Origin of the sequence: Streptomyces sp. NPDC049597 (assembly GCF_040675505.1) — a bacterium.
GTDB lineage: Bacteria > Actinomycetota > Actinomycetes > Streptomycetales > Streptomycetaceae > Streptomyces.
In genome coordinates this window covers 58,656-72,099 of sequence record NZ_JBFAOY010000028.1, presented here as the reverse complement: position 1 = coordinate 72,099, position 13,444 = coordinate 58,656, and the positions used below count along the sequence as shown (strand labels likewise).

Here is a 13,444-nt window from a genome sequence, read left to right as displayed (position 1 = left end):
GTCAGCCCTCGGGGTGCAGCAGACCGCGCTCGTAGGCCTTCACCAGCCGCTGCGGCACCAGGTAGGCGGAGCCGTCGACCGTGACGGGCACGAGCTGGGACGTCGTCGCCTTCCACTGGGCCCGGCGGTGGCGGGTGTTGCTGCGGGACATCTTCCGCTTGGGAACGGCCATGGGAATCCTCCTGGTGAGCGACCGCCCAGAGCTTACTTGAAAATGGTTCCCATTACTAACTGGTCGCGCGAGGCGCTCGGGTCGGGTCCGGCTCACGGCATGAATTTGATGAATGTCTATGTTGACACTCGTCGATACAGGTGGGACGCTTGCAGCGCAATACATCGACAAACATCGAAACACCGAGGAGTGGACCGATGAACGCGCCCGCCACCACCGACCTGCCCGTCGCCGTCGTCGGAGCCGGCCCCGTCGGCCTCGCCGCCGCGGCCCATCTGATCGAGCGGGGAATCGAACCGCTGGTGCTGGAGGCGGGCCCGGTCGCGGGTACCGCGGTGCGCGAGTGGGCGCACGTACGGCTGTTCTCCCCGTGGGCCGAGGTCATCGACCCGGCCGCCGAGAAGCTCCTGGCCCCCACCGGCTGGGTCAGGCCCGACGACGCCGCGTACCCGAGCGGCGGCGACTGGGCCGAGCGGTACCTCCAGCCGCTCGCCGACGTCCTCGGCGACAGGGTCCGGTACGGCACGACCGTCACCGGTGTGGCCCGCGCCGGCCGTGACCGCGTCGTCGACTCCGGTCGCGGGGAACAGCCCTTCACCGTGCACCTCGTCACCGCCGCCGGCACCGAGGAGCGGATCACCGTCCGGGCCGTCGTCGACGCCTCCGGCACCTGGACCACCCCCGGTCCCCTCGGCGGCGACGGCCTGCCCGCGCTCGGCGAAAGGACGGCAGCCGACCGGATCTCCTACCGCGTCCCCGACCTCAAGGACCCGGGCGTCCGCCCCCGTTACGCGGGCCGGCGCACGGCCGTCGTCGGCTCCGGGGCCTCCGCGTTCACCGCGCTGGCCACCCTCGCCGACCTGGCGAAGGAGGAGTCGGGCACGCACGCGCTGTGGGTGCTGCGCCGGGGCATCGGCGGGTCCACCTTCGGCGGCGGCGAGGCCGACCAGCTCCCCGCCCGCGGCGCGCTGGGCCTGGCCGCCAAGGCGGCGGTCGACGGCGGGTACGCATCCGCCCTCACCGGCTTCCGCACCGCCGCCGTCGAGCGGGAGGACGACGGGCGCCTCGTCCTGGTCTCCGACGACGGCCGCCGCACCGAGCCCGTCGACGAAGTCGTGGTCCTCACGGGCTTCCGCCCCGACCTCTCCTTCCTCGCCGAGCTCCGCCTCGGCCTCGACGAGCGCCTGCAGGCCCCTGCCGCACTGGCACCGCTGATCGACCCCAACGTCCACTCCTGCGGCACCGTCTACCCCCACGGGGCGGGCGAGCTCTCCCACCCCGAGCAGGACGTCTACCTGGTCGGCATGAAGTCCTACGGCCGCGCCCCGACCTTCCTGGCGATGACCGGGTACGAGCAGACCCGCTCGATCGCCGCCGCCCTCGCCGGGGACACGGCCGCGGCCGAGCGCGTCGAACTGACCCTCCCGGAGACCGGTGTGTGCGGCGGCGCGGGCCTGTTCGACGAGCCCGAGGCAGTCGCGGAAGCCGGGGCCGCCGGCGGCTGCTGCGGGGCCGGGGCAACGCTCCGGATCGGTGCGCCGGGCGCGGACGCCGGCACCTCCGGCGGCTGCTGACCGCCGTGAGCCGGATCCGGCCGCGCGCGGCCTCGACCGGGACGGGGGACCGGACGAGGCCACGCGCCGCCCTCCCGGCCCTCTGCGCCACCCAGATCACCGGGTGGGGCGTCCTCTACTACGCCTTCCCCGTCCTCAACTCCGCCGTCACCGCCGACACCGGCTGGTCGCCGGCCGCCACCACGGCGGCCTTCTCCGCCGCCCTGCTCGTGTCGGCCGTCGCCGGCGTGCCCATCGGCCGCGTCCTCGACGCCCGCGGCCCCCGCGCGGTGATGACCGGCGGCTCCGTCCTGGCGGTCGCGGGTCTGCTCGTGGTCGCCCGCGCCCCCGGCCTCGCCGTGTTCACGGCGGGCTGGCTGCTGGTCGGCGTGGCGATGGCCGCCACCTTCTACCAGCCCGCCTTCGCCGCGCTCACACGCTGGTGGGGCGCGGAGCGCGTCCGGGCCCTGACGACCGTCACGATCGCGGGCGGCCTCGCCTCCACGGTCTTCGCCCCCCTGACCGCCGTACTCGCCGAGCACCTCTCCTGGCGCGCCACCTACGCCGTACTCGCCGGAGTCCTGGCCGTCGTCACCGTCCCCGCCCATGCCCTCGCGCTGCGGGGTCCCTGGCCGCCCGCCCCTCAGCAGGCGGTCCGGCCCGCGTGCGACGCACCGGACCCCGCTCCGGGCGCCGTGACGAGGAGCCGCCCCTTCCTGCTGCTGGCGGCCGCCTTCACTCTGTCCGGGTTCGCGATGCACTGCGTGGTCGTCGCCCTCGTCCCGCTCCTCACCGAACGGGGCGTCTCCACCACGGCCGCCGCCTGGGCCCTCGGCCTCGGCGGCGCGGGGCAGACGCTCGGCCGCACGCTGTACGGGGCCGTCGCGCGACGCACCGGCGTCCGCGCCCGTACGGCCGCCTTCATCGCGGCGGGCGGTGCCACGACCGCGGCGCTCGCGGTGGTTCCCGGGCCGTATCCGCTGCTCGTGACCATCGCCGTCGCGGCGGGCGCGGTCCGCGGCAATCTGACCCTGCTCCAGGCGACCGCGGTCACCGACCGCTGGGGTGCGACCCGTTACGCCCACCGGTCGGCGCTGCTCGCCGTCCCGGTCACCCTCGCCGGAGCGTCGGCGCCCTTCGCGGGCGCCGCGCTGGCGGGTGCGTTCGGCGGCCACGCGGGGCTGTTCGCGGTCCTCGCGGGGGTGTCGGCGCTCGGCGCGTGCCTGGCGCTCGGGACCGCGACGCGGGGCTCGCCACCGCGGACGGCCCTCCGCCGACGGGCAGCGGCGGAGGCCTCGTAGGCCTCCGCCGAGGGCGCGTCAGTCGTCCTTGTCGTGCTTCCCGCCGTCCTGCTCGCCCTTCTCGCCGGACTGCTTCCCGTCGTCGCCGGCGCCCTCCGGTTCCTTGGGCTGTTCGGCGGAGGGGCTCTCCACGACGGGGCTCTGGGGGCTCTCGGCGGGGGCGCCGTCCGCGCCGCCGGTGAGGGACTCGGTGACCGCGGGACCCGGCTCGCCCGTCACCGGTGTGTCCGCCGGGCTCTCCTCGGGCGCGAACACCGCCATCCCGATCAGCAGCGCGGTGGCGAAGGCAAGGGCTCCTGCCACCACCGCGGTCACCCTCGGGCGACGCCGGGCGAGCGCCCGCAGAGCGGGGCGTGTGCCGGACGCGGGGGCGGTTCCGGGCAGCATGTACGTGGTGGCGGGGCCCGGTTGTGAGCCGACCGGACGTGGGGCGGCGGCGTGCCGGGCGGGATGCGGCGGGACGGATTGCGGCGGGACGGGCCGTGCCTGCACGGGCTGCGGCGTGGGCATGGGCTCGGAGCGCCCCTGCCAGGCGCCGGAGGCGAACCATGCGGCGACCTCGTCCGCGGTCGGCCGGTCCTGCGGCTGCTTCGCCAGCATGACCAGCAGGTAGTTCTGGAACGCGGGCGACAGCCCGATGCCGAGCTCCAGCGGCGGCAGGGGCGCCGCGTCGATGTGCAGGTAGAGCGTCGCGGTGGCGGTGTCGGCCTTGAACGGAGGCCGCCCCGTGAGCAGTTGGTACAGCACGCAGCCGAGGGAGTACACGTCCGACGCGGGCTCCGCGGTACGGCCGAGGGCGCGTTCCGGGGCGAGGTACAGGCTCGTACCGACGATCTGGCCCGCGGTGGTCAGCGCGGCCGACGGGTCGTCGACGAAACGGGCGATGCCGAAGTCGCCGATCTTAACGACGCCCTCGGCGTCGGAGAGCAGGTTGCCCGGCTTGATGTCCCGGTGGACGATGCCCTGCCGGTGGGCGGACGCGAGCCCTGCCGCGGCCTGGGCCGCGACGGCAGCGACCCGCTCCGGCGTCAGCGGCCCGCCGTCGGTCAGTTCCTCGGCCAGGCTCCGGCCCTCGACCAGCTCCATCACCAGGTAGAAGCGGCCGTCCCACGTCCCGAAGTCGAACACCGAGACGACACCGGGGTGGTTGAGGCGCGCCGCGGTCTGCGCCTCCATGCGGAACCGGGCGGCCGCCCGGGCATCGGCCTGCTCCCCGAGGAGCAGCTTGACGGCCACGGGCCGGCCGAGCACCTCGTCGGTGCCCCGCCAGACCTCCCCCATGCCGCCCTGCCCAATGCGGGCATCCAACCGGTATCGATCAGCCACCAGCACCTGCTGCACCAAAACCTCACTCCGGACCTGTCGCGAGCCGCCCTCGGCCTCCGCAAGGAGAATCGGTGAAGGAGTCGGGGCACCGTAAGCCTAGCCAGCCGTGACGGGTGCCCCGGACGCGGCGGGTGCCCAGGCGCATTGCCATGGGCGCAACGCTCCGGGCGTCCGCGCTTCCACGGCCCTGAGGCCAACACCCCGCCACGGCAGGCGATTCCCGTGCGGCCGCGTCGAACCGGCGGCCACGACGGGCCGGTTCACACCGGCCTGCGGAGGCCTGGGCGACGGGTGCGGGGCGAGGGCCGCCGGGCTCCGGGCAGCGGAACGGAGGGCCGGTCGAGGGCCGTCAACCCGGCGCCATGACCGCCCGGTTGTCCACGTCCTCTGCGCAACGCCCGCTGAAGTTCCACGTGTGTGGTGTGGCGCACCGCTCCCATCACACGGATGCGTCGTGAACGGGCCGGCATTCTCCCGGACGGCGGTGGCAGACAACGGGTTTCCGCTTGTCCCTCTTGTCAGGCGTGGACAGTCGCCGCGGCAACGCCGCGCCCGGATGCGTCCGAGGCACACCTCGGCCGGCCGTCTCACGCGCTGACGCGTACGAGCGCGAGCGTGATGTTGTCGGGACCGCCGGCCTCGATGGCCGCCTTCCAGAGTTCGAAGGCGGCCCGGCCGTCGTCGTGCACCCGCAGCAGGTCGCCGATCGTCTCGTCCGGCACCGGGTCGGTCAGCCCGTCGCTGCAGACCAGGTAGCGGTCCCCGCCGGCCAGCGCGGAGGCCGCGACGTGGGGCGTGACGGCGCGGAACGCGGGTGTGCCGCCGAGCGTCTGGGTCACCACCGACGTGGTGCGCCGGCCCGGCGGCGGGGGCGGGCTGTCGTCCACGCTCACCTGGCGCAGCCCGTCGCCCGTCGCGTCGTACACCTTGCTGTCGCCGACGTTGAACGTCAGCAGTGACTCGGCCAGCAGCACGGCGCCGGCGACGGTGGTCCCCATGGTGAAGAGCTCCGGCTCGGAGTCGGCGGCCGAGAACACCTCGTGGTTGCACAGCTCCACGGCATCACGGACGGCCTCCTCGTCGTCCAGGGAGGGGCCGAGCGAGGCGAGGCGGCGGACGACCAGCGCGCTGGCCACCTCGCCGCCCGGCTGTCCGCCGAGTCCGTCGGCGACCGCGACGACGAGTGGCCTGCCGAGGGGGAACAGCAGGGTCTGCGGATTCTCGGTGACCGTCCCGCACAGCGTCCACGGGCCGACGACCAGGCTGTCCTCGTTGTGGTCGCGGATCAGTCCCGCATGGCTCAGGGCGGTCACGGCGGTGTAGGGCATGTCGGCTCCGGCCTCCTCGTCACGGAAGGCGTGTCCCTCACTCCATTGTCACGCCGCAGGGCGCGGGACCGGGCCGGTCAGACCGTGCGCACCGTCGCGCCCACCGCGCTCAGCGCGTCGGTCTCCTCCCGCGGGGCGGCCTCGTCGGTGACGACGGCGTGCAGCGCGGACGCGGGCGCGACGAAGGCGAGGGCCGTACGGGAGAGCTTGGCGGCGTCCGCCACGGCGATCACCCGGCGGGCCGACGCGATCGCGGTGCGCTTGACGGCCGCGTCGTCCAGGTCGTACGCGGTCAGGCCGTTCTCCGCGTTCAGTCCGCAGCAGCCGACGACCGCCGTGTCGAAGCGCAGCGCGGACAGCGACGCCAGGGTCAGGGGCCCGGTCAGCGCGAGCTCGCCGGGCCGTGGGCGGCCGCCGGGGACGAGGAGGGTCAGCCGCGGGGCACCGGTCAGGGCGTTCACCGCGTGCAGGGACAGGGGCATCACGGTCAGCCGGCGGTGCTCGAGGGCGCGCGCCACCTCCAGGCAGGTGGTGCCGCTGTCGAGGACGACGGACTCGCCGTCGGCGATCAGTCCGGCGACCTCGGCGGCGATGCGCCGTTTGGTGTCGAGTCCGTCCTGTGCCCGCAGCGCGAACGGAGGCTCCTCGCCGCGCAGCAGAAGGCTGCGCGCGCCGCCTCGGTAGCGCTCCAGGACTCCCTGCGCGGCCAGCAGCTCCAGGTCGCGTCGGATCGTCATCTCCGACGTGCCGGTCAGGCCTGCCAGCTCCGCGACGCCGATACGGCCGGCCTCGCGCACGGCCTCGGTGATCTGACGGAGCCGGTCACTGTTCGGTGTACTCGCCACGCCCCGATGCAACACCAATGATGAGCGAAAGGCAAGTTTACGAACACCATAGGTGTTCGATATGTTCGCAGCCATGGAGACATCACTGCGGAAGGGCCGTGCGGCGACCTTCGGGTACTTCGCCCTGAACGGCTTCCTGCTGGGCATGTGGGTGGTGCACATCCCGGCCGTCGAGCACCGGGCGGGCATCAGCCACGCCGTGCTCGGCTGGCTCCTCCTGATGCTGGGACTGGGGGCGTTCGCGGGGATGCAGGCCGCCGGCCCGCTCACCGACCGGGCCGGCGCCCGTACGGTGGTCCCGCTCGGGGCGGCGCTGTGCAGCGCGGCCGTGGTCCTGCCCGGCCTCGCCACGAACGCCTGGACGCTCGGCGGGGCGCTGCTGCTGCTCGGGTTCGGCAACGGATGCCTCGACGTGAGCATGAACGCCCACGCCGTCCAGGTCGAACGGGGCTACGGACGGCCCGTCATGTCGGCCTTCCACGCCACCTTCTCCATCGGCGGCGTTCTGGCCGCGCTGATCGGCGCCCGCACGCTGAGCTGGGGCTGGAGCCCCGCCGTGACCCTCGGCGCGGCGGCGGTCCTCGGGCTCGTCGCGGCCGCGGCCGCCGCCGGCGCACTGCTGCGGCCCGAACGCGCCGACGCGGAGGAGCCGGCGGCCGGTGCGCCGTCCCGGCGCCGGACTCCCCGGCGCATCTGGTTCCTCGCCGCTCTCGCACTGATGCTGATGCTCTGTGAAGGCGTGGCCAACGACTGGAGCGTGCTGCACCTCCGGGACGTCCTCGACGCGCCGGACGCCACCGCGGCCCTCGCCTACGGCGCCTTCTCCACCGCCATGACCGCCGGCCGGCTGCTGGCCGACCGGGTGGCCGCCCGGGTCGGCCCGGTGGCCGTCCTCCGCCACGGTGCCGCCGTGGCCGCGCTGGGTCTCACCACCGCGGCGCTGTCCCCTTGGGTGCCGCTCGCCCTCGCCGGCTGGGCCGTGTTCGGGGCCGGTCTGTCCGGGTGCATCCCCCAGCTGTTCAGCGCCGCGGGCCATGCCGACCCGAACGCCGCGGGCGCCAACGTCTCGCGCGTCGCCGGCCTCGGCTACCTCGGCATGCTCGCCGGACCCGCCGTGATCGGACCGCTCACCCACCTCGTCCCGCTCAATCTCACCTTCTTCCTGCCCGTCGCCTTCTGCGTCGTGGCCGCCTGCACGGCCGGCGTGCTGCGCACCCAGAGCCCCGCTCCAGCCGCCGAACCGCAGACCGAGAGGGTGTGAGGACGGGTCGCCGCAGCGAGAGCGGGTGGCCGTCACCGGCACCCAACCGCCCCGGAACGTCATCGCCCGCGCCCACGCGCCGGGCCCGGGGCACGGCGGGCCGGAGCGCCGGACCGCGAGCGTGGCGTCCGGCCAGCTGCCCGCGGTCGCACCCGCCCGTCGCCATGAGCCGGGCGGCACCGCCCGACCGGGCACGGCCTGCCTGAGGTCCGGCGGCCGAACCGCCTACCGCCGAGCCGGACGTGCCCCCGGACGGCGCGCCGACCCGGATCACCGCCGAGCCGGACGCGCCTGCCCGGGAGGGGCGACCACCGCCCGGCGGGCACGGCGGACGCAGTCACCCGCCGAGCCGGCAGGGCACCGCGTGCCTGAGGTCCGGCGGCCGAACCGCCCACCGCCGAGCCGGACCGCGCCCCCCGGACGGCGCGCCGCGGGCGGTACCGCGCGGCGCGCCGACCCCGATCACCTCCGGTACGACCCCAGGTGGTGCACCGTCACCGTGTCCAGCCTCGCCGAGCCGCCCTCCGCGAAGAGTTCCACACCGTCTCCGGCCTCGTCCGGGAAGATCTGGTCCGTGACGACCGCCTCGCCCCGGCCGCCGAACACCTCCACCGAGGACCAGTCGAGAAGGATGCGCAGCCTGACCTTCCCGTCCCTGGCCTTCAGCGGGGCGCGCTGCACTCCGGGGAAGTCGCTGCTGAAGTCGACCGTGCCGGACCGCGTGCGGTCGACGTACAGCTCCTGCGTCCCGGCGTCGTAGCCGATGACGGTCTCCTGGCCGCCGGGGCCGGTGCGGACCTTGAGGCCGAACCGTTCGGCGTCCCGCAGGGAGAACGTGGCGTCGATGTCCAGCGCCTTTCCGTCGGCGCGCCCGCCGGCCAGCGGCGCCGAGCCGTCGGTGACGTCCACGTCCGCCGCGCTCACCACGGGCCCTTCGCGCAGCGAGGCGACCGTCCGCACCGGCTGCTGGGTCAGCCGGATGCGGCCGTCGACCGTGCGCAGCGCCATCTCGCGGGGGATGCTCTGCGCACTGCGCCACGGCGAGGTGGGGATGTGGTTGCCGTACTGCCAGTTGTTCATCCAGCCGATCATGTGGCGCCTGCCGTCCGGCGCGTCCTCCCACGACACGGCCGCGTAGTAGTCCTTGCCGTGGTCGACCCACTGCGCGCGCCGCACCGAGGACACCGCGGGCTCGTCGGCGGCGACGAACCGGTCGGCGATGATGTGACCCCACCCCCCGGTGTTCATGTCGACGAGCTGGATCCGCGCCTGCTTGCCCGCATGGGCCCGCAGGTCGAACGACGCCCAGTCCAGCGCGCCGCTGTCCGAGCCGGTGACGCTCTGCACGACCTTCCCGTCCACGAGCAGATTGACGGAGGTCTCGGTCGAGCGGGGCCGGGCGGGGGTGTCGGACAGCATGACGTGGTCGACGTTGATGTGACCCCAGCCGCCGGTGTTGTTGTCCACGATCTCGATACGCGCCGTCCGGCCGGCCAGCTCCCGCACGTCCCACGACGCCCAGTCGAGCGCCTCGGAGTCCTTTCCGGTCGCACTGCGCACGATCTCGCCGTCGACGATCAGGCGCACCGCGGTCGGTGCGTCGGTGGAGGAGGGGTGCCGGCCGCCGCCGATCAGGAAGTTGACGTATCCCTTGTCGATGGTGAATTCGGGGGAGGTGAGCGTGCCGGTGGTCGAGTCGCCGCGGAGGAACGTGTTCACCAGCCCGCTGCCGAGATGACCGGAGACCGGGTGCTGGCCGGGCAGCGTGCCGGCGGCCGGGCCGTCGCCGAACGCCTCGCCGGTCGCGGTCCAGTCCCCGTATCCGTCGCCCTCGAAGTCGGCGAGGACGGTGCCGGCGGGAGGCGGGAGCGGGCTGTCGGTCAGGACGGCGTCCGGGTCGTGCGGATGACGTCCGCCGCCCACCTTGAAGTTGACGTACGGGCTGGTCACGGTGAACGCCGGGGACGTGAGCGTGCCGGTGGCGGCGTCGTCGCCGTGGAAGCTGTCGGCGTAGCCCGTGCCCTCGACTCCCGTGACGCCCGGCGGCGCGTCCTGCGGCAGCTTCTCGGGCCCGTCACCGAACGCCGTGCCGGTCGTCTCCCATCTGCCGTCCGCGGAGTCGTAGTCGGATCCCTCGAAGTCCTGCATCACGAGGCCGGCCGGCGGTGTGTAGGAGCCGTCGTCGTCGGGGACGAACCGCTTGCCGTCGAAGTCGCCCACGAAGTACTGGGCGGCCGAACCTCCGGCGATGCCACCGGGGTTGATGTTGACGACGAGGACCCACTTGACCCGGTCGCGGTCGCCGTCGACGGGCAGCGGGAACAGGTCCGGACACTCCCACACGCCGCCCACCGCGCCCTGCGGGCCGAAGTCGCTGAGGTGCGTCCAGTGCTTGAGGTCCTTGGAGGAGTAGAACCGCACCTTGTGCTCGGTGGACAGCGACACGGTCATCAGCCAGCTCCTGGTCGGAGCGTGCCACTGGACCTTCGGGTCGCGGAACTCCTTCGACCCGATGTCGAGCACCGGGTTGCCCGCGTACTTCGTCCAGGTGCGGCCGCGGTCGGTGCTGTACGCGAGTGACTGGGCCTGCTTGCCGCCGTCCTTGTAGGCGCTGGTGTACACGGCGACCATGGCGGGGTTCTCCCGGGTGCCGAAGCCCGAGGTGTTGTCCCGGTCGACGACGGCGCTGCCGGAGAAGACCATCTCCTCGTCGTCGTGCGGGATGGCGAGCGGAAGCTCCTCCCAGTGCACCAGGTCCTTGCTGACGGCGTGGCCCCAGGACATGTTGCCCCAGGTGTTGCCGCTCGGGTTGTACTGGTAGAAGAGGTGGTACTCGCCCTTGAAGTAGACCAGCCCGTTGGGGTCGTTCATCCAGTTCTTCGCCGGGCTGAAGTGGAACTGGGGCCGGTGGGGCTCGGTGAACGGCGGGCGGTCGGCGGCGAAGGAATGCGGCGCGACGGCCGTCGAGGTGAGGGCACAAACGGTGGCCACGGCGGCGAGCAGCCGCACGGGGGTACGCCGGACAACACGTCCAGAGCTCATGGCGTCTCCTGTGGTGCGGACCGTCCGGAGCACGGAGCGCCGCGAGGCGAGGGGGGTGCGCCGCGGTGCGGGGAAGGCCCGCCGAGTCGGGGATCCCGGTGCCGGACCGGGATGGCAACGGTCCGGCAACCGGGTGTCATCGCTGACATGTGTCAGCGTTGACATCAGCTGGCCAGATGATGTGCACGCCGTCACAGATGAGTCAACGGTCCGGACGGAATTGCTCCGGCGGGAACACGCGGGAACCGGCCGGGTGAACCGGCCGCGAACGTATACGCGTTCACTCGGATGCGACGGCGTCGACCGGCGTCAGCTGGTGCCCCCACGGGGGGTTGGGGCCCGCGACGGCGCAGGTCAGGGCGGCGACGCGGACGGCGAAGGCGCACGCGTCCGCGACGTCGTCGACGCGCAGGCCGTCGAGCCGTCCGCCGAGCAGCCCGCGGGAGCCGAGGTGGTGGAGGAAGCCCGCCGTGAACGAGTCGCCCGCGCCCACGGTGTCGACGACCCGCGCGGCCGGCGCCGGCACCTCGACCCGCTTCCCGTCCAGCGAGGCCAGGGCGCCCCGGGCGCCCCGGGTCAGGACGACCAGCCGTACGCCGGCCGCGTGCCAGGTGTCGCAGGCGCGGTCGGGAGCAGTGCCCGGCAGCAGCAGCTCCAGGTCCTCCTCGCTGAGCCGGAGGATGTCGGCGGCCGCGCACCAGCGGGGCAGCCGCTGCCGGTAGACGTCCGGACGGACCAGCAGCGGTCGTACGTTGGGGTCCAGGGAGACGGTCGCCGTCGTGGCGGCCCGGGCCAGGAACTCCTCGACCGCGGGCGCGCCCGGATCCCGCACCAGCGCCAGGGAGCCGGAGTGCAGGCAGGCGGAGTCGTCCGGGCCGGCCGCCGCCAGTTCGGCGCGTGTCCACTGCCAGTCGGCGGTGCCCTCGGCGTGGAAGGAGTACGCGGCCTGGCCCTGGTCGTCCAGTTCGGCGACTGCCAGGGTGCTGGGCTCGGCGGCCCGGACCGCGCCGGACAGGTCGACGCCGGACGCCTCCAGATGGGCACGGAAGAGGCGGCCGAAGACGTCCTGGGAGAGCCGTGTGAGGAAGCGCGCCGGCGTGCCGAGGCGGGCGAGGGCGACGGCCGTGTTCGCGGGGCCGCCGCCCGGCAGGACCCGCAGGGAGAGTTCGGCCGGGGCGGGCGGGGGCGAGGTGAAGGCGTCGGCGACGCATTCACCCAGGACGGTGACCTGCTGCGGGCGCATGGCTGCTTCTCTCTTCGGGGGCCTGGAATGCGGGGACGGGTCGTGCCGCTCGGGCGGGCGGGGGTTCGCACCGCTGCGTACGTTGCCGATTTGTGACGGTCCCAAGGCATTGACGTTGCCGGGAAGCGGAGTCCATCATCCTCGACAAGCGGTGTCAACGATGACATAAGTCAGCGATGACACGGCGGAGCAACCGCGTTCGTCCTCCTCTCCGGAGCCTCCGGGCTCCGCAGCACCGCAGCTCGCCGCGCCCTCGTCACCAGGCCTCCGGCGCTCGCCCGAACCCGCAGGGAGTCGTCCCATGTCCCGCAGCACTCGCACCGTTCCCGGTCTCGCCCGAGTGACCGCCTGCGCCGCCGTCGCGGCCCTGTCCCTGACGGCCTGCGGCTCCGGTTCCGGCGCCCAGGGCGGAGGCGGCGGTCAGGTGAAGGTCGGCCTGATCACCAAGACGGACACCAACCCGTTCTTCGTGAAGATGAAGGAGGGCGCCGAGCAGGCGGCCAAGAAGAGCGGCGTCGAACTGGTCAGTGCGGCCGGAAAGTTCGACGGGGACAACGCGGGCCAGGTCACCGCCGTGGAGAACATGGTGGCCTCCGGCGTGAAGGGCATCCTCATCACGCCGAACGACTCCAAGGCGATCGTCCCCGCGCTGGAGAAGGCGCGCGCCAAGGGCATCCTCGTGATCGCGCTGGACAGCCCGACCGAGCCGCAGGACGCCACGGACGCCCTCTTCGCCACCGACAACCTCAAGGCCGGCGAGCTGATCGGCGCGTACGCCAAGGCGGCCATGGCCGGCAAGCCGGCGAAGATCGCGATGCTGGACCTGGCGCCCGGCGTGGCCGTGGGCGTCCAGCGCCACAACGGCTTCCTCAAGGGCTTCGGCATCGCCGAGGGCGACCCGGCCGTCGTGTGCGCCCAGGACACCGGCGGCGACCAGGCCAAGGGCCAGACGGCCATGGAGAACTGCCTGCAGAAGGCGCCCGACGTGAACGTCGTCTACACCATCAACGAGCCGGCGGCGCTCGGCGCGTACACGGCGCTCAAGGCCAAGGGGCTGGAGAAGAAGGTGCTGGTCCTCTCGGTCGACGGCGGCTGCACGGGCACGCGGGCGGTCAAGGAGGGGAAGATCGCGGCGACGTCGCAGCAGTACCCGCTGAAGATGGCGGCCCAGGGCGTCCAGGCCGTGGCCGACTTCGCCAAGAACGGGAAGAAGGCGTCCGGTTACACGGACACCGGCGTCACGCTCGTGACGGACAAGCCGCAGACGGGAGTCGACGCGAAGGACACGGCGTTCGGCCTGGAGAACTGCTGGGGCTGACGCCCGGCACCGCCGTCGGTCCGGTGACGCGGAGCCGGCCTGACCCCCGGGCTCG

The 13,444-nt window shown here is 73.7% G+C and carries 10 protein-coding genes; 4 read left to right on the top strand and 6 right to left on the bottom strand.

Annotated elements, in window-relative coordinates; translation table 11 throughout:
• Position 1 precedes the first annotated feature (1 nt).
• Positions 2-172 (bottom strand): 50S ribosomal protein L32, encoded by a 171-nt coding sequence (gene rpmF, locus AB0K02_RS26935; RefSeq protein WP_365995111.1) that lies wholly within the window; start codon positions 170-172, stop codon positions 2-4.
• A 197-nt stretch (positions 173-369) separates the two neighbouring features.
• Between rpmF and AB0K02_RS26930 the strand changes: the two genes are divergently transcribed.
• Positions 370-1,746 carry an NAD(P)-binding domain-containing protein gene (locus AB0K02_RS26930; protein WP_365995110.1) on the top strand — a complete coding sequence of 459 codons (1,377 nt, stop codon included), beginning with the start codon at positions 370-372 and terminating at the stop codon, positions 1,744-1,746.
• A 5-nt stretch (positions 1,747-1,751) separates the two neighbouring features.
• Positions 1,752-3,026 (top strand): MFS transporter, encoded by a 1,275-nt coding sequence (locus AB0K02_RS26925; protein ID WP_365995109.1) that lies wholly within the window; start codon positions 1,752-1,754, stop codon positions 3,024-3,026.
• 18 nt (positions 3,027-3,044) lie between these two features.
• Here the strand turns inward: AB0K02_RS26925 and AB0K02_RS26920 are convergent, their stop codons facing one another.
• The 3 genes from AB0K02_RS26920 to AB0K02_RS26910 all read right to left on the bottom strand — a co-directional run bounded on the left by AB0K02_RS26920 (position 3,045) and on the right by AB0K02_RS26910 (position 6,525).
• Positions 3,045-4,307: a protein kinase gene (locus tag AB0K02_RS26920; RefSeq protein ID WP_365995108.1), complete on the bottom strand. Its 1,263-nt coding sequence runs from the start codon at positions 4,305-4,307 to the stop codon at positions 3,045-3,047.
• 632 nt (positions 4,308-4,939) lie between these two features.
• Positions 4,940-5,680, bottom strand: a complete 741-nt coding sequence (locus AB0K02_RS26915; protein WP_365995107.1) for a protein phosphatase 2C domain-containing protein — start codon at positions 5,678-5,680, stop codon at positions 4,940-4,942.
• Positions 5,681-5,757: 77 nt separating this feature from the next.
• The gene (locus tag AB0K02_RS26910; RefSeq protein WP_365995106.1) at positions 5,758-6,525 is read right to left on the bottom strand and encodes a DeoR/GlpR family DNA-binding transcription regulator; all 768 of its coding nucleotides are present in this window, start codon (positions 6,523-6,525) and stop codon (positions 5,758-5,760) included.
• A 73-nt stretch (positions 6,526-6,598) separates the two neighbouring features.
• Between AB0K02_RS26910 and AB0K02_RS26905 the strand changes: the two genes are divergently transcribed.
• A complete protein-coding gene (locus tag AB0K02_RS26905; RefSeq protein WP_365995105.1) occupies positions 6,599-7,786 on the top strand; it encodes an MFS transporter in 1,188 nt (395 codons plus the stop codon).
• Positions 7,787-8,248: 462 nt separating this feature from the next.
• Here AB0K02_RS26905 and AB0K02_RS26900 read toward each other — a convergent pair whose 3' ends face one another.
• Both AB0K02_RS26900 and AB0K02_RS26895 read right to left on the bottom strand, forming a co-directional pair.
• On the bottom strand, positions 8,249-10,828 hold the full coding sequence (locus AB0K02_RS26900) for a GH32 C-terminal domain-containing protein (protein WP_365995104.1): 2,580 nt from the start codon (positions 10,826-10,828) through the stop codon (positions 8,249-8,251).
• Between the two features lie 280 nt (positions 10,829-11,108).
• On the bottom strand, positions 11,109-12,071 hold the full coding sequence (locus AB0K02_RS26895) for a carbohydrate kinase (protein WP_365995103.1): 963 nt from the start codon (positions 12,069-12,071) through the stop codon (positions 11,109-11,111).
• Positions 12,072-12,372: 301 nt separating this feature from the next.
• Here AB0K02_RS26895 and AB0K02_RS26890 point away from each other — a divergent pair, with 301 nt between their 5' ends.
• Positions 12,373-13,389 (top strand): sugar ABC transporter substrate-binding protein, encoded by a 1,017-nt coding sequence (locus tag AB0K02_RS26890; RefSeq protein ID WP_365995102.1) that lies wholly within the window; start codon positions 12,373-12,375, stop codon positions 13,387-13,389.
• Positions 13,390-13,444 lie beyond the last annotated feature (55 nt).

Excerpts from the sequence above, each read along its gene's own strand:
- rpmF (WP_365995111.1), bottom strand. The coding sequence starts at position 172 with ATGGCCGTTCCCAAGCGGAAGATGTCCCGCAGCAACACCCGCCACCGC.
- AB0K02_RS26930 (WP_365995110.1), top strand. The coding sequence starts at position 370 with ATGAACGCGCCCGCCACCACCGACCTGCCCGTCGCCGTCGTCGGAGCC.
- AB0K02_RS26920 (WP_365995108.1), bottom strand. The coding sequence starts at position 4,307 with ATGGGGGAGGTCTGGCGGGGCACCGACGAGGTGCTCGGCCGGCCCGTG.
- AB0K02_RS26915 (WP_365995107.1), bottom strand. The coding sequence starts at position 5,680 with ATGCCCTACACCGCCGTGACCGCCCTGAGCCATGCGGGACTGATCCGC.
- AB0K02_RS26905 (WP_365995105.1), top strand. The coding sequence starts at position 6,599 with ATGGAGACATCACTGCGGAAGGGCCGTGCGGCGACCTTCGGGTACTTC.
- AB0K02_RS26900 (WP_365995104.1), bottom strand. The coding sequence starts at position 10,828 with ATGAGCTCTGGACGTGTTGTCCGGCGTACCCCCGTGCGGCTGCTCGCC.
- AB0K02_RS26895 (WP_365995103.1), bottom strand. The coding sequence starts at position 12,071 with ATGCGCCCGCAGCAGGTCACCGTCCTGGGTGAATGCGTCGCCGACGCC.
- AB0K02_RS26890 (WP_365995102.1), top strand. The coding sequence starts at position 12,373 with ATGTCCCGCAGCACTCGCACCGTTCCCGGTCTCGCCCGAGTGACCGCC.